The 15,643-nt window shown below is 73.1% G+C and carries 14 protein-coding genes; 6 read left to right on the forward strand and 8 right to left on the reverse strand.

The window, feature by feature from the left end:
- Positions 1–19: 19 nt before the first annotated feature.
- The 3 genes from AB0D49_RS35865 to AB0D49_RS35875 all read right to left on the reverse strand — a co-directional run bounded on the left by AB0D49_RS35865 (position 20) and on the right by AB0D49_RS35875 (position 5,408).
- Entirely contained in the window at positions 20–2,377 is a 2,358-nt protein-coding gene (locus AB0D49_RS35865) for a serine/threonine-protein kinase (RefSeq protein WP_362766336.1), read from the reverse strand.
- 381 nt (positions 2,378–2,758) lie between these two features.
- Positions 2,759–3,721 carry a hypothetical protein gene (locus AB0D49_RS35870; RefSeq protein ID WP_362766339.1) on the reverse strand — a complete coding sequence of 321 codons (963 nt, stop codon included), beginning with the start codon at positions 3,719–3,721 and terminating at the stop codon, positions 2,759–2,761.
- A 208-nt stretch (positions 3,722–3,929) separates the two neighbouring features.
- Entirely contained in the window at positions 3,930–5,408 is a 1,479-nt protein-coding gene (locus AB0D49_RS35875; protein WP_362766342.1) for an alpha/beta hydrolase, read from the reverse strand.
- 208 nt (positions 5,409–5,616) lie between these two features.
- Between AB0D49_RS35875 and AB0D49_RS35880 the strand changes: the two genes are divergently transcribed.
- The 3 genes from AB0D49_RS35880 (at position 5,617) to AB0D49_RS35890 (ending at position 7,743) form a co-directional block, all read left to right on the forward strand.
- Positions 5,617–6,801: a histidine kinase gene (locus tag AB0D49_RS35880; RefSeq protein WP_362766344.1), complete on the forward strand. Its 1,185-nt coding sequence runs from the start codon at positions 5,617–5,619 to the stop codon at positions 6,799–6,801.
- Positions 6,802–7,479 carry a response regulator transcription factor gene (locus AB0D49_RS35885; protein WP_362766347.1) on the forward strand — a complete coding sequence of 226 codons (678 nt, stop codon included), beginning with the start codon at positions 6,802–6,804 and terminating at the stop codon, positions 7,477–7,479. It begins immediately after the preceding gene.
- A gap of 63 nt (positions 7,480–7,542) precedes the next feature.
- Positions 7,543–7,743 (forward strand): hypothetical protein, encoded by a 201-nt coding sequence (locus AB0D49_RS35890; RefSeq protein ID WP_362766350.1) that lies wholly within the window; start codon positions 7,543–7,545, stop codon positions 7,741–7,743.
- Between the two features lie 72 nt (positions 7,744–7,815).
- Here AB0D49_RS35890 and AB0D49_RS35895 read toward each other — a convergent pair whose 3' ends face one another.
- Positions 7,816–8,202: a DUF3592 domain-containing protein gene (locus AB0D49_RS35895; protein ID WP_362766353.1), complete on the reverse strand. Its 387-nt coding sequence runs from the start codon at positions 8,200–8,202 to the stop codon at positions 7,816–7,818.
- A 187-nt stretch (positions 8,203–8,389) separates the two neighbouring features.
- On the opposite strand from AB0D49_RS35895, the gene AB0D49_RS35900 reads away from it, so the two are divergent.
- Entirely contained in the window at positions 8,390–9,217 is an 828-nt protein-coding gene (locus AB0D49_RS35900; RefSeq protein WP_362766356.1) for an alpha/beta hydrolase, read from the forward strand.
- Positions 9,218–9,233: 16 nt separating this feature from the next.
- Here AB0D49_RS35900 and AB0D49_RS35905 read toward each other — a convergent pair whose 3' ends face one another.
- A complete protein-coding gene (locus AB0D49_RS35905; RefSeq protein ID WP_362766358.1) occupies positions 9,234–10,412 on the reverse strand; it encodes an acyl-CoA dehydrogenase family protein in 1,179 nt (392 codons plus the stop codon).
- Positions 10,413–10,548: 136 nt separating this feature from the next.
- Here AB0D49_RS35905 and AB0D49_RS35910 point away from each other — a divergent pair, with 136 nt between their 5' ends.
- Positions 10,549–10,929, forward strand: coding sequence for a DUF6479 family protein (locus AB0D49_RS35910; protein ID WP_362766360.1), 381 nt, complete (start codon positions 10,549–10,551; stop codon positions 10,927–10,929).
- Positions 10,930–11,094: 165 nt separating this feature from the next.
- On the forward strand, positions 11,095–11,460 hold the full coding sequence (locus AB0D49_RS35915) for a DUF6479 family protein (RefSeq protein WP_362766364.1): 366 nt from the start codon (positions 11,095–11,097) through the stop codon (positions 11,458–11,460).
- Between the two features lie 22 nt (positions 11,461–11,482).
- Here AB0D49_RS35915 and AB0D49_RS35920 read toward each other — a convergent pair whose 3' ends face one another.
- The 3 genes from AB0D49_RS35920 to AB0D49_RS35930 form a co-directional block, all read right to left on the reverse strand.
- Positions 11,483–14,017 carry a glycosyl hydrolase family 65 protein gene (locus tag AB0D49_RS35920; RefSeq protein ID WP_362766367.1) on the reverse strand — a complete coding sequence of 845 codons (2,535 nt, stop codon included), beginning with the start codon at positions 14,015–14,017 and terminating at the stop codon, positions 11,483–11,485.
- Complete coding sequence (locus AB0D49_RS35925) at positions 14,014–14,478, reverse strand: RpiB/LacA/LacB family sugar-phosphate isomerase (protein ID WP_362766369.1); 465 nt, start codon at positions 14,476–14,478, stop codon at positions 14,014–14,016. The genes AB0D49_RS35920 and AB0D49_RS35925 overlap by 4 nt, the downstream gene beginning before the upstream one ends.
- Before the next feature lie 186 nt (positions 14,479–14,664).
- Positions 14,665–15,612 carry an alpha-L-glutamate ligase gene (locus AB0D49_RS35930; protein WP_362766372.1) on the reverse strand — a complete coding sequence of 316 codons (948 nt, stop codon included), beginning with the start codon at positions 15,610–15,612 and terminating at the stop codon, positions 14,665–14,667.
- Positions 15,613–15,643 lie beyond the last annotated feature (31 nt).

The following is a 15,643-nucleotide window of genomic DNA, read 5'->3' on the forward strand; positions in this document are numbered from 1 at the left end:
GTCGGAGCCATGACCCGCTCTAGCGCTGTCCGGCCTCGGTGGCGCGCTCCAGCTGGGCCCGGCAGTGGGCCTCGTCCTGGCGGCTGGCGAGGCTGTCGGGGTGGTCGGCGCCCAGCAGGCGTTCGCGGGCCTCGGCGACCCGGCGGTACTCGGTGAGCGCCTCCTGCCAGCGGCCCAGCCAGCCCAGGCCGACGGCGACCTCACGGCGGGAGACCAGGGTGTCGGCGTGGTCGGGCCCGAGGGCGCGTTCACGGATCGCGCGGACCTCCCGGGACTCGACGAGCGCCTCCTCCCAGCGCCCCAGACGGCCCAGGTTGACGCCGAGGCCGTGGCGGGCGCGCAGGGTCTCGGGATGGGCGGGCCCCTGGACGCGGGTGCGGTCCGCGATCAGCTCCCGGTACAGGGTGAGGGCCTCGGCGCTGCGGCCGAGCCTGCCCAGGCCGATGCCGATCTCGTAGCGGACGGCGAGGGTGTCGGGGTGGTCGGGGCCCAGCGCCCGCGCCCGTGCCCCGGCGACCTCGCGGTAGGTCGCCAGCGCCTCCGTCCACCGTCCGAGCTGGCCGAGCGCGTAGCCCACCTCGTAGCGGGTGACCAGCGTGTCGGGGTGCAGCGGGCCGAGCACCCGGGCGCGCGCCGCGGCCACCTCGACGGCCGTCCGGTACGACTCGTCCAGGCGGCCGAGCCGGGACAGGTTGAAGGCGAGGTTGTGGCGGCAGCGCAGGGTGTCGGGGTGGTCGGGGCCCTGGGTGCGCCGCCGGGCGGCGAGGACCTCGGTGTAGACCTCGTGGGCTTCCTCGGCCCGCCCGGACTGGCCCAGGACGTAGGCGGCCTCCTGGCGGGCGGCGAGGGTGTCGGGATGGTCGGCGCCGAGGACCTGTTCCCGGTCTGCGGCGACCCGGGTGTACGCGGCGAGCGCTTCGGCGGTGCGGCCGGTGCGGCTGAGGGTGAAGGCGATCTCGTAGCGGCTGGCGAGGGTGTCGGGGTGGTCGGCGCCGAGCATCTGCTCGCGGTCGGCGGCGACCGCGCGGTGCACCTGTTCTGCCTCGCTCCAGCGGCCGAGCCTGCCGAGTCCGAGGGCCGCGTTGTGGCGGGCGGCGAGTTCGGCGCGCACCTCGGGGGGCGGAGCGGGCGGCGCCTCCGGCGCGGGGGCGGCCGGGCGGCCGGTGTCCGGGCGGGGTGTCCACGCGGCGGTCAGCGCGGCCCAGGTGGCGGAGGCGGCGGGGGCGTCGGGGCGGGGGACGGCGCCGGTGGCGCGGCGGCCGGTGGTCATACCGCGGGTCCAGGCCGGCAGGGGGCCGGGCCGCGGTGACGCCTCGGCGGACCCGGGTCCCGGTCCCGGTCCGGGATCGGGCGCGGGCGCGGGCTCGGACTCTGTCTCGGGCTCGGGCTCGGGCCAGACGACGGGGCCGGCGTACGGCTCGGTCGGGGGCAGCGTCCCCGGGCCGTCCGGGGGGCTGCCCGGCAGGGCGCTGCGGGGCTCGGACGGGGGGCGGGTGGCGGCGGCCAGGGTCGGTACGTAGGCGGGTGTGGCGCGGGCGGCGGCGATCCGGCGGCCCAGTTCATGGGCGTCGCGCGGGCGGGCGTCGGGCTCCTTGGCGAGCAGGTCGAGGATGATCTCGTCCAGGTAGGCGGGGAGTTCGGCGCGGTGGGCGCGGGGCGGGGTGGGCTCGGTGTCGCGGTGGCCGACCAGGATCGCCCAGGGGTCGGGCAGGTCGAACGGGGGCGCCCCGGTGGCGATCTCGTACAGCACACAGCCCAGCGAGTAGAGGTCGCTGCGCTGGTCGACCGCGCTGCCGCCTATTTGCTCCGGGGACATGTAGAGGGGGGTGCCCATGGCGACGCCGGTGCTGGTGAGCTGGGAGGTGAGGCCGATGCCGTCGGCGAGCCGGGCGATGCCGAAGTCGCAGATCTTCACGGTGCCGTCGTGCAGGCGGACGATGTTCGCGGGCTTCAGGTCCCGGTGCACGATGCCCTGCTGATGGGTGTAGGCGAGGGCGGCGGCGACCTGCTCGGCTATCTCCACCACGTCCTCGACGGCCAGCGGGTGCCGCTGGTTGTCGAGCAGCAGCCGGCTGAGGTCATGGCCCTCCAGCAGCTCCATCACCAGGAACAGCACGCCCTCGGACTCGCCGAAGTCATGGACCACGGTGATGCCGCGGTGCTGGAGCGCGGCGGCCACCCGCGCCTCACGGCGGAACCGTTCCCGCAGCACCCGGGTGAAGTCGGCGTCGTGCTGCGGCCCCATCGGCTTCAGGCACTTCACGGCGACCAGCCGCCCCAGCGACTCATCCCGCGCCCGCCACACCTCGCCCATGCCGCCGCGCCCGATCACATCGAGCAGCCGGTACCGGCCCTGGATCAGCCTGGTCTCCGCCATCGCCCGCAGTCGCCCCCGTCACCGTCTCCGCGCCCTCCCCGGCCCGTCCAGTATGGCCAGAAAGCGCCCGGCCCCGAACACCGCCGCCACACTCCCCCGGACCCCACCCCCGGTGATCGGGAGGCGGGGCCAGCGTAGCCGTGGAGGCACGGTGGGCGGCAAGCGGCGGGGGCGTCCGGATCGGGGCGATCTCCGTACCGTGGTGGGGCGTTCGGAATGTTTGTGGTGCGCGGGGTGCGCGGGGCGTAGCGGCCTTCGTGGTTCTGGCGTTCGCAGGAGACGCGCCACGCCATCCCCGTCGCGGACGCTGAGCGGTACGCCGCATTGCGGCGGTGATCGGCACCGGCCACCCGGCCGGACCCGACGCACGGCTCCCTGGCGCTAACCCCGCAACCGCGCTCCGTGCCGCTGCCGCAGCCGGTGGATCTCCCACCACGCCAATGCCGTCACCGACACCGGGCCCCCGAGGAACACGCAGACCGCGAGCACCACCGGGCCGGGCGGCAGCCCGCCCGACGACAGGCCGAGGAAGGCGAGCACCCAGACCAGGACGGCGGTGACCAGCGCGGGCAGCGCCGCGTGCACGGCGGACAGGTTGAAGGCGTTGCCCAGCGCCGGACCGGTGGCGAAGCAGAGGAAGAAGACCACCCACCAGAACGGCGTCCAGCACACGAACATCACGGACGCCCAGAGCAGCAGATTGGTACCACCCTCCAGCAGCTTCATCCCCTCGGCCGCCGCCATGAACAGCAGCGGCACCAGCGTCCAGGCGCCGAAGTACCACAGGACCGATCTGCCGGTCGGCCACAGCCGCGTCCGCATGGACCGCCGCGTCTCGGGCCTGGCCACCGCGAAGAGCAGGGCCACCACCACAGCGGCACTCACCAGGGTCAGCCAGGGCGCGAACAGCAGGTGCTCAAGGAACTGCCCCGGCAGGTCCTGCCAGCCTCCGAACGCGGACAGCAGCCCCACCGAGACGACCAGAGCCGTCCAGGCCCGTACCCGTCGCACCCGGGACATGTCGGGATCGTCCTCGACCTGCCCCGCCGGACGTGAGGGGAAGACGCGGCGCGCCATGCGGCGGGCCGTACGCGCCAGTTGGTAGCCGACCAGCAGCGGCACGGTCAGCCACCACAGGCACGGAAGGACCAGCACCAGCACGACCCTGGGCGACACCTGCGCCCGCCGGCCCCTCAGCACCTCACCCGGCGAGGGCCATTCGTCCTCCCGCAGCCGTCGCCACAGCGGCGTGTACGGCGGCGGCGGGTCACCTGCGGGGCGTGGGTCGCCGCGCGCGGGCGGCGGGCCGGACGGGCGAGGCGGGCGAGGCGGGTCGGTGGTCATGGGCATCCCTTTCCCGGTCCGGGAGACAGACGCGACCCGGGCCGGTCACGGTTCCTGATGCCCCGTGGTGCCGCCGGGCAGTCGGCTGGATCAGCCCGCCGTGGTTCTGCCCGTGCCTGACGTCGACGGCGTGGACCGTCTCCCGGCCGTCGTCGTCCGTCGGCCGCAGAGGGAACAGCGCGCGGAAAGGCAACCGCGTCCGCTCCCGTCACTCGTCCGGCTCCGCGGCGCAGGCGAGGTCCTCGGCCGGGCGCTCTCCGTCGACCAGGAACGCCGTCACCGTGCTGCTCGCGCACAGGGTGCGGCCGAACGGGTAGACACCGTGACCGCCCTGGTCGGCTGTCACCATCGTGGCCCGGTCGCCGAAGGCCCGCCGCAGCTTCATGGCACCGGCCAGGGGTGTTCCCGGGTCCCGTTCGTTCTGCACCATCAGTACGTTCGACGGGCCGCGGTCACCGATCCGCACCGGCGGCTCGACCCGGCTGTCCGGCCAGTACGCGCAGGGCTTGATGTTTCCGGTGCTCCCGCCCAGCATCGGGTACGTCAGTCGGTCGATCGCCGTACCGCGCTGGTAGTCCCGGATCTTGCCGGGCCAACGCGAGTCACCGCAGATCACGTAGAGATGACTGGCCAAGAGGTTCTCCGGGACCGGCGGCGGAGCCGGCAGCGGCTCGCCCTTGTCCAGCGCCCGCCATTCCTCGGCCAGTCGGGGCAGGAGGCCATCGGCGTAGAGGCGCTCGAACGTCACCCCGCGGAACAGTGTCCCGTCGATGGCGCCGACCGGTTCGGCGTCGAGCCGCTCGGCGAGTTCGAAGAACGTGGCCCTCACCTCCTGCGGTGTGGTGCCCAGTCCGTACTCGGGGTGCGCCGCCGCGTACGCCGCGAAGTCCGGGAACCGGTCCTCCATGCCGCGGCCGAGCAGGCGGAAGCCCGTCGGGCTGTAGCCGTCGGGGCCCATGTTGCTGTCGAGCACGATCCGGTCGCTGCGCGCGGGGAACAGCGTCGTGTACACCGCGCCGAGGTAGCTGCCGTAGGAGGCTCCGAGGTAGGAGATCTTCGGTTCGCCCAGTGCCGCCCGGATGCGGTCCATGTCGCGTGCGGTGTTCGCGGTGGTGGTGTGCGGCAGCATCCACGCCGTCCGCGACGTGGCGCACTGTTCGGCGACGGCCCGCGCGTACGGCGCCTCCTGGGCGACGTCGGCCGCGGTGTGCGCGTACGGCGGGAAGTTGCCGCGCGCCTGCTGCCGCGGTGTCAGGTCGCAGGTGACCGGCGTGCTGCGGCCGACCCCACGCGGGTCGAAGCCGATCACGTCGTAGGAGTCGAGGACGTCCTTCGGCAGACCGGCGCCCGCGAGCAGGGCCGGGTAGTCGAGCCCGGAGCCGCCGGGGCCGCCCGGGTTGGTCAGCAGCACACCGCGGCGCTTCGAAGGGTCCTTGCTCGCCAGCCGGGAGACGGCGATCTCGATCTGTCGGCCGCCGGGATCGCGGTAGTCCAGCGGGACGCCGAGCGTCGCGCACTCAAGGCGGGGCGCGTCAGCGTCCCGCGATCCGGCCTGCTGCGGACACGGGCCCCACCGAAGGGGGTCCGGCGTGGCCGCCGCCGTGTCCGGAGTCGCCGCCGACACGCCCGGCATCGCGGCTGCCGCGACCGCGGTGGCCGCGAGGGCGAGGGCGAGGAACTTGCGCATCTGGTGTCCTTCTGAGGTGACGCACGAGGTCGCGCGCCGGAACGGTCGGGTGACGGACCCAAGTCTGGTCATCCGGCGGCACCGGCACATCGGCCCGGCGGCTCCCGTCACCTTCGACCAGAGTCGAAGCGGTACTCCGCCCCAGGGCGGAGGCGGGAGTTTCCCCAGGTCCGCTGCACCGGCCACACGGTTTCGCGACAATGACCGGGTGGACAACGACGTCACGCCACGGCTCGGAGGGTGGCAGCAGACAGGGCGGCTGGTGGCGGCGGCGGCACTGGGCATCCCCTTCTGGCTCTCCACCGCTGCGGGGCTGCAGCCGGGGTGCGCGGCCGACACCTGTTCCTGGTTCGTCACCGGCGATCCGCTGGTGGCGCTCGGCTGTCTGACGGCGCTCCTGTGGCGGCGGCGGTTCCCGCTCGCCGTCGCCCTCGCGGTCGCCGTCGCGTCGGGCGCGTCGACACTCGCCATCGGTGCCGCGCTGCTGGCCCTGTGCTCGATCTCCGCTCTTCGCCGTCCGGTGCGGATCGCAGTCGTCGCACTCGTCTACGTGGCCGCGGCGCAGCTCACCCTGGTGATCTACCCGGTCGAGAGCCCGCCCGGCGCGCTCTGGCTCCAACTCGCCCTGACGACCCTGAGCGCGGGCACCGCGGTGGCCATAGGCGTGGCCATCGGCGCACGACGTGTCGAGGTGCGGTCCTTGCGAGAGCGGGCAGAGAGCGCGGAACGGGAACAGACCGCGCGGGCGGCACACGTACGGGCCCTGGAACGCAACCGCATCGCCCGGGAAATGCATGACGTGCTCGCGCACCGGATCTCCCTGGTCGCGATGCAGGCCGGGGTGCTGGACCACCGCCGCGACCTCACCGCCGAGGAGAACCACACCTTGGTCCGTGGCATCGCCGAAGGCTCCCACCAGGCGCTGGAGGAACTACGAGACGTCCTCGGTGTGCTCCGCGCCGACCCGGGCCACCCGGAGCCGCCGCAGCCCTCCTTCGACCGGGTCCCGGACCTGGTGGTCGACGCCCGCACGTCCGGACTGGACGTCACGCTCACCACGGCGGTGACGGGAGAACCGCACGACGTCATCGGACGTACCTGCTATCGGGTCGTCCAGGAAGGACTGACCAACGCCGCCAAACACGCCCCCGACGCCCGTGTACGCGTCACCGTCGAAGGAGCAGCCGGCAACGAACTGAACGTGAGGGTCAGCAACTCCCCGGCCACCACGACGACCGCTCGACCCCCGGCGTCAGGCTTCGGCCTGCTCGGTCTCGCCGAACGCATCACCCTCGCCGGGGGAGAACTCAGTCACCATCCGACACCCGGGGGCGGATACGTCCTCACCGCGCGGCTGCCCTGGCCGCGCCACGACCACGAAGGGAGAAGCTGAGTGGACGGCGAACCGGAGCCGGTCCGTATCGTCATCGTCGACGACGAACAACTGGTGCGCCTGGCGCTGCGACTCGTCATCGACGCCGAACCGGACCTGACCGTCGTCGCGGAGGCGGCCGACGGGGACGCCGCGCTCACCGCGGTGGAGGAGCAGCGGCCGGACGTGGTCCTGATGGACATCCGGATGCCCGGCCGCGACGGTCTCAGCGCGACACGGGAACTCCTCACCCGGCCGGTGCCGCCCCGCGTGCTCATGCTGACCACCTTCGACTCCGACGACCTGGTGCTGGGCGCGCTGCGCGCCGGAGCCCTCGGGTTCGTCCTGAAGGACACTCCGCCGACACGCATCCTCGACGCGGTGCGAACGGTCGCGGGCGGGAACCCCGTGCTGTCCCCGGCGGCCACGGCACGAGTGATCGCGGCGGCCACCGGGCCGCGGTCCTCCGAGGCTCGCCGCTCGTCCCGCGAAGCCGCGCGGAGACAGTTGTCCGCCCTGACCGAACGGGAACGCGACACCGCCCTGGCCATCGCGGACGGGTTGGGCAACTCGGAGATCGCCGAGCGGCTGCACATCAGCGTCGCGACCGTCAAGGCGCACACGGGCAACCTGTTCACCAAGCTGGCGGTCCAGAACCGGGTGCAGATCGCGCTCCTGGTCCGCGACGCGGAGACCTGACCGCCCCCACCGAACGGCGAGGCCGTCCCGGACACCACACCGCCGACGGCCACCGCACCGCTCTTGACCACGCCGCGACGGCATGACCCCGCGGTCACCTACCTCTACGACCACTCCACGGGCGAAAGCCGCTTCCTTTTCCGCGCCTACCCGGACCGCGACCGGGTCGCGGTCTTCGAGGGCCACGGCTTCGTCAACCCGGAGAACAGCATCGACCTCCACCACGCGGTCGAACGCTTCCTTGCCCGCCACCTGGGCGCGTGAGGGCCACGCCTGGGCCCGATGCCGGTGACGGCACCCGGCCCGGTGGTGAACCAGCCGCTCCCGCCGTCCCGCTCAGCGGCTGACCATGTCCCACAGCGAGAGCCCCGTGAACAGACAGCCGAGTCCGACGACCAGCACGAGCCGCCACAGACTTCTCCCGCCGTCGTCGATCCGCGCGGTCCGTGGCGCACCGGGAAGGTAGACCACCGGGGCCTGGCCTCCGATGCGCAGAGTCATGCGCTCCGGTTCCCGGTTCCGCGCCTCGTGCACCTGGCCCTGTTCGTCGACGAACTGGACCACCAAGCGCAGGGACGGACCACCGCCGGAACTGGATTCGTGGCGGGCCACTATGCCCATGACACGGATTCCGTGGCGCCGCAAGCGGTAGTGGAGCTGGGCTTCGTAGAGGCCGTACGCCAGGACGGCCAGCCCGATCAGCAGGAACACCGTCACACCCATCAGCGCCTCACTCAGCGTTCGACTCCTTGCGGAGGAGACGCTCCGCCCGCCCCGCCGGTTCCTGGTGGTCGGCGTGGTATCCAGTCGTGCTGTATCGCGCGGTGGACGGGGAGCACACCGGGATCACCGAACTCGACGCCGCGATCCGCGGTATGACGGTCTCAGCGATTCACCAGTGGAGGCAGCGATGCGCACAGTGGTTCTCGTGCACGGTTTCTGGCACGGAAGTTGGTGCTGGAGCCGGGTGACCGAACAGCTCGCCGCGCGCGGCGTCGCCTCCGTCGCCGTCGACCTGGCGGGCCACGGCCTCAACAGTCGGCCGCCCGAGACACGCTGGGGCCGCCCCTTCGATCCGGCCGCGTTCGCCACCGAGCCGTCCGGGGTGCGCGATGTCACCGCGAGCACCGCCGCGGCGGCCCTCGTCGAGCAGATCAGGACGATCGGCGGCGGCGAACCGTGCGTCGTCGTCGCCCACAGCCAGGGCGGCACGGTGGTGACCGCAGCCGCCGAACAGGCCCCGGAGCTGTTCGCCCACCTCATGTACGTCGCCGCCTTCGCGCCCGTCGCCGGGCGGCCGGTCGCCGCGTACGGCGAAACCCCGGAGAACAAGGGCGAGTTGTCGCTCCGCCTGCTCCGCGCCGACCCGGCCGCCGTCGGCGCGGTGCGCATCGACCCCGGCGACCCCGGGAACCACGCCGCGATCCGGGAGACGTTCTACGCCGACGTCGACGAGGCCACGGCGATCGCGGCGATCAGCCTCCTCAGCACCGACAGCCCGCTCGGCATCCCCCTGGACCCCTTCACCGTGACGCCGGACCACTACGGCACGGTGCCGCACTCCTACGTGGTCTGCACGCGGGACAACGCGCTGCCGGTCGCCCTCCAGCGCCGCTTCGTCCGCGAGATCGACGCGATCTCCACGACCCCGACCAAGGTCGTCGAACTCGACAGCTCGCACTCCCCGTTCCTGTCCCGCCCGGCGGACCTCGCGACGGCGATCGCCGACGTGTGCTAGCGCCTCCGTCGTGCGCCTACCGGCGGACCCTCGGCATTCCCAGCCCGATCCAGGAGATGATCTCCCGTTGGATCTCGTTGTTGCCGCCGCCGAAGGTGAAGATGACGGCCGAGCGGTAGCCGCGTTCCAGTTCGCCGTGCAGGACCGCGCCGGTGGAGCCGTCGCGCAGGGCGCCGGGCACGGCGGTGATCTCCATCAGCCAGGCGTAGGCGTCGCGGCGGGCCTCGGAGCCGTAGACCTTGACGGCGGAGGCGTCCTGGGGGGTGAGGGTGCCGTTCTGGAGGGCGTTGACCATCTGCCAGTTGAGGAGTTTGAGGGCGTCGAGCTTGGTGTGGGTCTGGGCGAGGCGGCGGCGTACCCAGGGCAGGTCGACGACCCGGCGGCCGTCGGTCAGCTTGGTCTCCATGGCCCAGCGCTGGACGTCGTGCAGGGCGCGGATGGCCATGGTGCCGTGGGCGGCGAGGGTGACGCGCTCATGGTTGAGCTGGTTGGTGATCAGCCGCCAGCCCTGGTTCTCGGCGCCGACGCGGTGGGTGACGGGGACCCGGATGTCCTCGTAGTAGCTGGCCGTGGTGTCGTGCGAGGCGAGGGTGTTGATGAGGGTGCAGGAGTAGCCGGGGTCGGAGGTCGGGACCAGGAGCATGGTGATGCCCCGGTGCGGCGGGGCGTCCGGGTCGGTGCGGGTCGCCAGCCACACCCAGTCCGCGGTGTCGCCGTTGGTGGTCCAGATCTTGTGGCCGTTCACGACGTACTCGTCGCCCTCGCGGACCGCCCGGGTCTTCAGGGCCGCGAGGTCGGTGCCCGCGCCGGGTTCGCTGTAGCCGATGGCGAAGTCGATCTCGCCGGAGAGGATGCGGGGCAGGAAGTACGCCTTCTGCTCGTCGGTGCCGTACCGCATGATGGTCGGGCCGACCGTGTTCAGGGCCATCAGCGGGAGGGGGACGCCCGCCTGGGCGGCCTCGTCGAAGAACACGAACTGTTCGGTGGGGGTCAGGCCGCGTCCGCCGTACTCCTCGGGCCAGCCGACGCCGAGCCAGCCGTCGGCGCCGAGGCGGCGGATGGTCTCACGGTAGAACCGCTTCTGCTCGGCGGGCTCGGTGTGGCGGGCGGCGGCGCCGTCGGGGACCAGTGCGGTGAAGTAGTCGCGCAGTTCGGCGCGCAGGCGCAGTTGCTCGGGGGTGTGGTCGAGATGCACGGTGCCTCCTGGCTGCCCGGGGACGACCCCTGACCGGACCTGACGGCGCACACGGTAGAACGCGTTCCAGAAATAGGGAAGGCACCGGCCGCGAACCCGGCCGGTTCGGCGCGGCGGTGGCGGGTACCCGGCGGCCATGACTCTCACAGACAGCCTCACGGGGCCCGCCGCGGCCCCGGATCTGGCCGCGCCCAGCGGACTGCTCGCGCTCGGGCCGCTCGTCGTCGGTGTCGTGGTCGTGGCCGTGCTGATCGGCGCGTTCCTGATGGGGATCCGGGTCCGCCGCGGCGAGCCGCCGCCCCCGCGCCCCGAGGAGCAGCCGCGGGTGCCGCCGGGCGGGCCGGTGCGCGAGACACGGGAGAACCGGGTGCCCGACGAGGTGCCCCGGGGCGGGCGCCCGCTCACCCCGTACGAGCTGACCAATATGCGGACCCGGCCGGGGAGCGGCACGGACCGGCCGCGCTGGAGCAAGGGCGGCAGCGGCTCCTTCGGCGGCGGCGGCCTCGGCGCCCACTGAGCCAGTGGCCGGGACTGAGCCAGCGGCCCGGACTGAGCCAGCGGCCGGGACTGAGTCAGCGGGCAGGACTGGGCGGTCGGCGGCCCTGACCGGGCGACCGGTCAAACTGGTAAGAATCCGTCCGTTCCGGTCGTCATGGTGCGCGTTTGGGGGTATCCATGAGGTATGAGCAGCGCAGCGATGTATCTGGCGGCGCCCAGCGGACTGCTCAGCCTCGTCCTCTTCGTGGTCGCGGTGGCGGTCCTCGGGGTGCTGGCGGGCAGTTTCTGGCTGGGCAATCGGATCAAGGACCGTGAGCCTCCGACGCCACGGCCCGAGGAGCACCCGCGACCACCGGAGACCGGACCGGTCCACGAGGTGCTGGAGAACCGGGAGCCCGACGAGGTGCCCAAGGTTCCCAAGGGCGGTCGCGCCATGACCCCCTACGAGCTGGGCAATATGCAGACCAAGCCGGGCACCGACAAGGACCGGCCGCGCTGGAGCAAGGGCAGCAGCGGCTCCTTCGGCGGCGGCGGCCTCGGCGCCCACTGAGCGCCCGGCCAGCCCCCTGGGGTCAGTCCTCCGGCGGCAGCATCAGCCGGGCGCTCTCCCCGGGCCCCAGCGAGAACGCCCGGTCCGGCAGGCGTACGTCGATGGGGGCCGCGTCGGTGTGGTTCGGCACGGTGATCTCCAGCTGTCCCTGGCGGAGCCGGAACCGCACGCCCCAGTGCGCCTGGTAGCGCATGGAGAAGCCGTACGACGACAGCTCCGGCAGCGGGACCGGGTCGAGCCACAGGGCGCCGTCGCGGGTCTCCAGACCGGTCAGTCCGCGCTGGACCAGATCCAGGGTCCCGGCCATGGCGCCCAGGTGGATGCCCTCGCCGGTGGTGCCGCCCTGGACGTCGGCGATGTCGCCGCGCAGCGCCTCCTGGACGAACTCCCAGGCTTCGGCGCGGCGGCAGCGGGCCAGTACCCAGCCGTGCACCAGGCCGCTGAGCGTGGAGCCGTGGCTGGTGCGGTGCAGGTAGTAGTCGACCGTGTGGCGCCAGATCTCCTCGTCCAGGGGCAGGTCGAGGCGCTGGAAGAGGGCGTTCAGCTCGGCCGGTGAGAAGAGGTAGCCGAGCATCAGGACGTCGGCCTGCTTGGACGCCTGGTAGCGGTTGACGGTGTCGCCCTCGGCCTCCAGGATGCGGTCGAGGCGGCGGATGTCGCCGTAGCGCTCGCGGTAGTGCCGCCAGTCGAGTTCGGCCAGCTCGCCATAGCCGTCGAACTGGCTGATGACCCCCTGGTGGTAGGGCACGTGCAGCCTGCGTGAGACGTCCTCCCAGCGGTGCAGCTCACCGTCGTCCAGGCCGGTGCGCTCGGCGAGTTCACGGCGCCGGGGCAGCGGCAGGGCGGCCAGCAGGTCCAGGGTGCGGGCCAGCACCCAGGCGGCGGTGACATTGGTGTACGCGTTGTCGGTGAGGCCGGGTTCCGGGGCGTCCGGGTAGCCGTCGTGGTACTCGTCGGGGCCCACCACGCCCCTGATGCGGTAGCGCCCCAGGTCCGGGTCCAGTTCCGCCATGCCCGCCCAGAAGCGGGCGATCTGGAGCAGGGTCTCGGCGCCCTTGGTCTGGAGGAACTCGGTGTCGCCGCTGGCCTCGCAGTACTGCCAGACGTTGTAGGCGATGGCGGAGCCCACATGGTGCTGGAGCCGGGAGTGGTCGGGCAGCCAGCGGCCGGAGTTGGGGTTGAGATGCAGTTGCTGGGTCTCCTCGCGGCCGTCGCTGCCGCTCTGCCAGGGGTACATCGCGCCCTCGCGGCCCGCGTCCCGGGCGGCGATCCGGGCCTCTTCCAGGCGCCGGTGGCGGTAGAGCAGCAGGGCGCGGGAGACCTCGGGGAAGTGCAGATTGAGGTAGGGCAGGACGAAGAGTTCGTCCCAGAAGACATGCCCGCGGTACGCCTCGCCGTGCAGTCCGCGGGCCGGGACCCCGACATCGATGTCCGCGGTGTGCGGGGACAGGGTCTGAAGGACGTGGAAGAGGTGCAGCCGCAGGATGCGGCCCGCCTCGCCGGGCACATCGAGGTCGGCGCGGCGCCACAGCTGTTCCCAGGCGGTGCGGTGCGCGGCCAGCAGGTCGTCGAAGCCGGGGGCGCGGTCGATCCGGGCGAGCGCCGCGGAGAGCGGGTCGCTGGTCGCGGGGTCGCGGGAGGTGTGCAGGGCGACGGTCTTGTCGACGGTGGCGGGGACGCCGGGCGCGAGCCGGAGGGTGAGCCGCTGGACCGCGCGGGGCGGGGCGTGCGGTCCGCCGAGGGCGGGGGCGGTGGTGTCGGGGGGCTCGGCGTTGTCGGCGGGGGCGGCAGTGGCGGCGTTCTCGGAGGTGACGGCGGGCTCGGCGGTGTCGGCGGTGTCGGCGGTGTCGGCGGTGTCGGCAGCGACAGCGGTGTCGGCGGCGGCAGCGGGCTCGGCGGCGGGCTCGGTGGTGATGCGGCTCGCCATGCCGATCCGGATCTCCGAGGTGCGGGTGCGGCAGCTCAGCCAGACGGTGTCCGGGGCGTGGCTGCCGGTCCGCGCGTCGGTGAGGTGGTGGCCGTCGAGGTCGCGGTAGCGGGCGACACCGGAGTTGCGCACCCCGGCGTCCAGGGCGGCCTCGACCTCCAGCTCCACGGGGCCGCCGTCGGCGGTGAACTCGGTGCGCAGGGCGGCGAGATGGGGGTCGGCCAGATGGACCAGGCGTACCTGGCGGACGGTCAGTTCGGCGCCGCCGGGCAGGGCGTAGCGGGTGCGGCGCTCCAGGGTTCCGGCGTCCAGGTGGAGGGCCTGGTGGTGGTCGAGGACGGGGGCGGTGTCCGGGGTGAGCCAGTGGTGGCCCGTCGGGCGGAAGCGCAGCGGGAGCCAGTTGGGGACATTGACCATGTCCTCGTTGTCGACCTCGCGTCCGGCGACTTCGGAGGTGAGCCGGTTGTAGCAGCCGGCCACATAGGTGCCGGGGTAGTGGACGGCGTCGGCGGTGCACTCGGGCAGGGCGCCCCGGGTGGCGAAGCGGCCGTTGCCGAGGGTGCACAGGGACTCGCGCAGCCGCTGTTCGGCAGGGTCGTAGCCGTCGTACTCCCAGGTCCAGCGGGTCACTCGGGGCTCCCGGGAGCACCGGCGGTGTCGGCGCGGCGGACGTGGGCGATGTTGTCCAGGTCTTCGGCGTCGGTGCTCACCTCGCCCGCGAACCAGGCGTCCAGGATCTCCGTGAGCAGGGGGCCGGAGGTGAGGCGCAGGCTGAGGGCGAGGACGTTGGCGTCGTTCCAGCGGCGGGCGCCGTCGGCGGTGGCGGCGTCCGCGCACAGGGCGGCCCGGACGCCGGGGACCTTGTTGGCGGCGATGGAGGCGCCCGTGCCGGTCCAGCAGCAGACGACGGCCTGGTCGGCGGCGCCGCGGGCGACGTCCCGGGCCGCCGCCTCGGAGCACACCGCCCACGCGGGGTCGGCCCCGGGGCTCAGCGCCCCGTGGGTCAGTACCTCGTGCCCGCGCTCGCGCAGTTCCACGACGAGCCGTCGCGCGACCGGTTCGTCCATGTCCGAGGAGACGGAGATCCGCATGTCTCGGAGCGTACATCGACCGGCGGCGGCGGGCCGGTCGAGCGGGGGCCGGTCCGGTCAGGGGCGTGGTTGCGGTGCGCCGGCGGGGCGTCCGGCCGGGGCGGGTCCTGGGGCCTGTCGTGTGGATCACCCTGGCCATGGGTCACGGTGCCTTGGTGAAGGCCGGGATGATCCGAACGACAGGCCCTAGGCTCGGCGGGCGTCGAGGGCGCTCAGGTGGGCCTCGATATACGGGACGGCGGCCTTGGGGAGTTCGCCCGGGATGAACGCGGGCTGGACGTTCACCTCGAACACCACACCGCCGTGCTCGATGGCGAGGTCGACCCCGGCGAACGGGAGGCCGATCGAGGTGGTGGCGGCGACCGCCAGATCGGTGAGCCGGGGATCGAGGTCGGCGGGTTCGATGAACACGGCGGTGGCGCCCTGACTGGTGTTGCAGGGCTGGTCGGGCTCCGGCTGGAGGTGTTCACGGGCGTGCACGACCTCGCCGTGCAGCACGAAGACCCGGAACTGGTGGCGCATACCGTCGGCGGTGATGTTCCCGGCGTCCCGGGACAGCATCCAGTCGGTGCCGCGCTCGGCGTAGAAGCCGCTGACGTACTCCAGCCGATCCAGGTCGGTGACATGGAAGGTGTCGTAGCCGCCGGTGCCGATCACCGGGCGGGCCCAGACGTCCCCGCCGAGTTTGCCGAAGGCGGCGGCTGCCTCCTGGGAGCTGGGGCGGGACAGGACGGAGGTCTCCATATGGGCGATGCCGTCCCGCTGGAAGCGTTCGACGGTGAGGTTCTTCTCGGTGGCCGTGCGCCAGGCGGTGGTGCCGGTGCCCAGGGTGACCACGTCATGGCGGTGCAGGGCGCGCTGGAAGGCGGCGAGGGTGTGACGGCGGTGGGGCGGTATCTCGTACAGCACCACCACGTCCGGCTCCACGTCGATCCGGTGCCCGGGGACGACCAGCCGCAGCCGCTCGCCGTCGCCGGAGCGTATGCCGCGGCCGGTGCCGCCGGTGGCGAAGTGCCGGGAGTCGATCCGGACCGGCGGGCGGCCGGTGAGCTGCTGCACGGCTTCGGCGAGGACGTCACCGCAGCCTTCGGGCGAGGTGGGGTCGGTGACGAGGGCGACGCACGGTCGGGACACAACGGCCTCCAACGGCTCGGGACGCGCCGGT

The sequence above is a fragment of the Streptomyces sp. NPDC048290 genome (assembly GCF_040652095.1).
Taxonomy (GTDB): Bacteria; Actinomycetota; Actinomycetes; order Streptomycetales; family Streptomycetaceae; genus Streptomyces.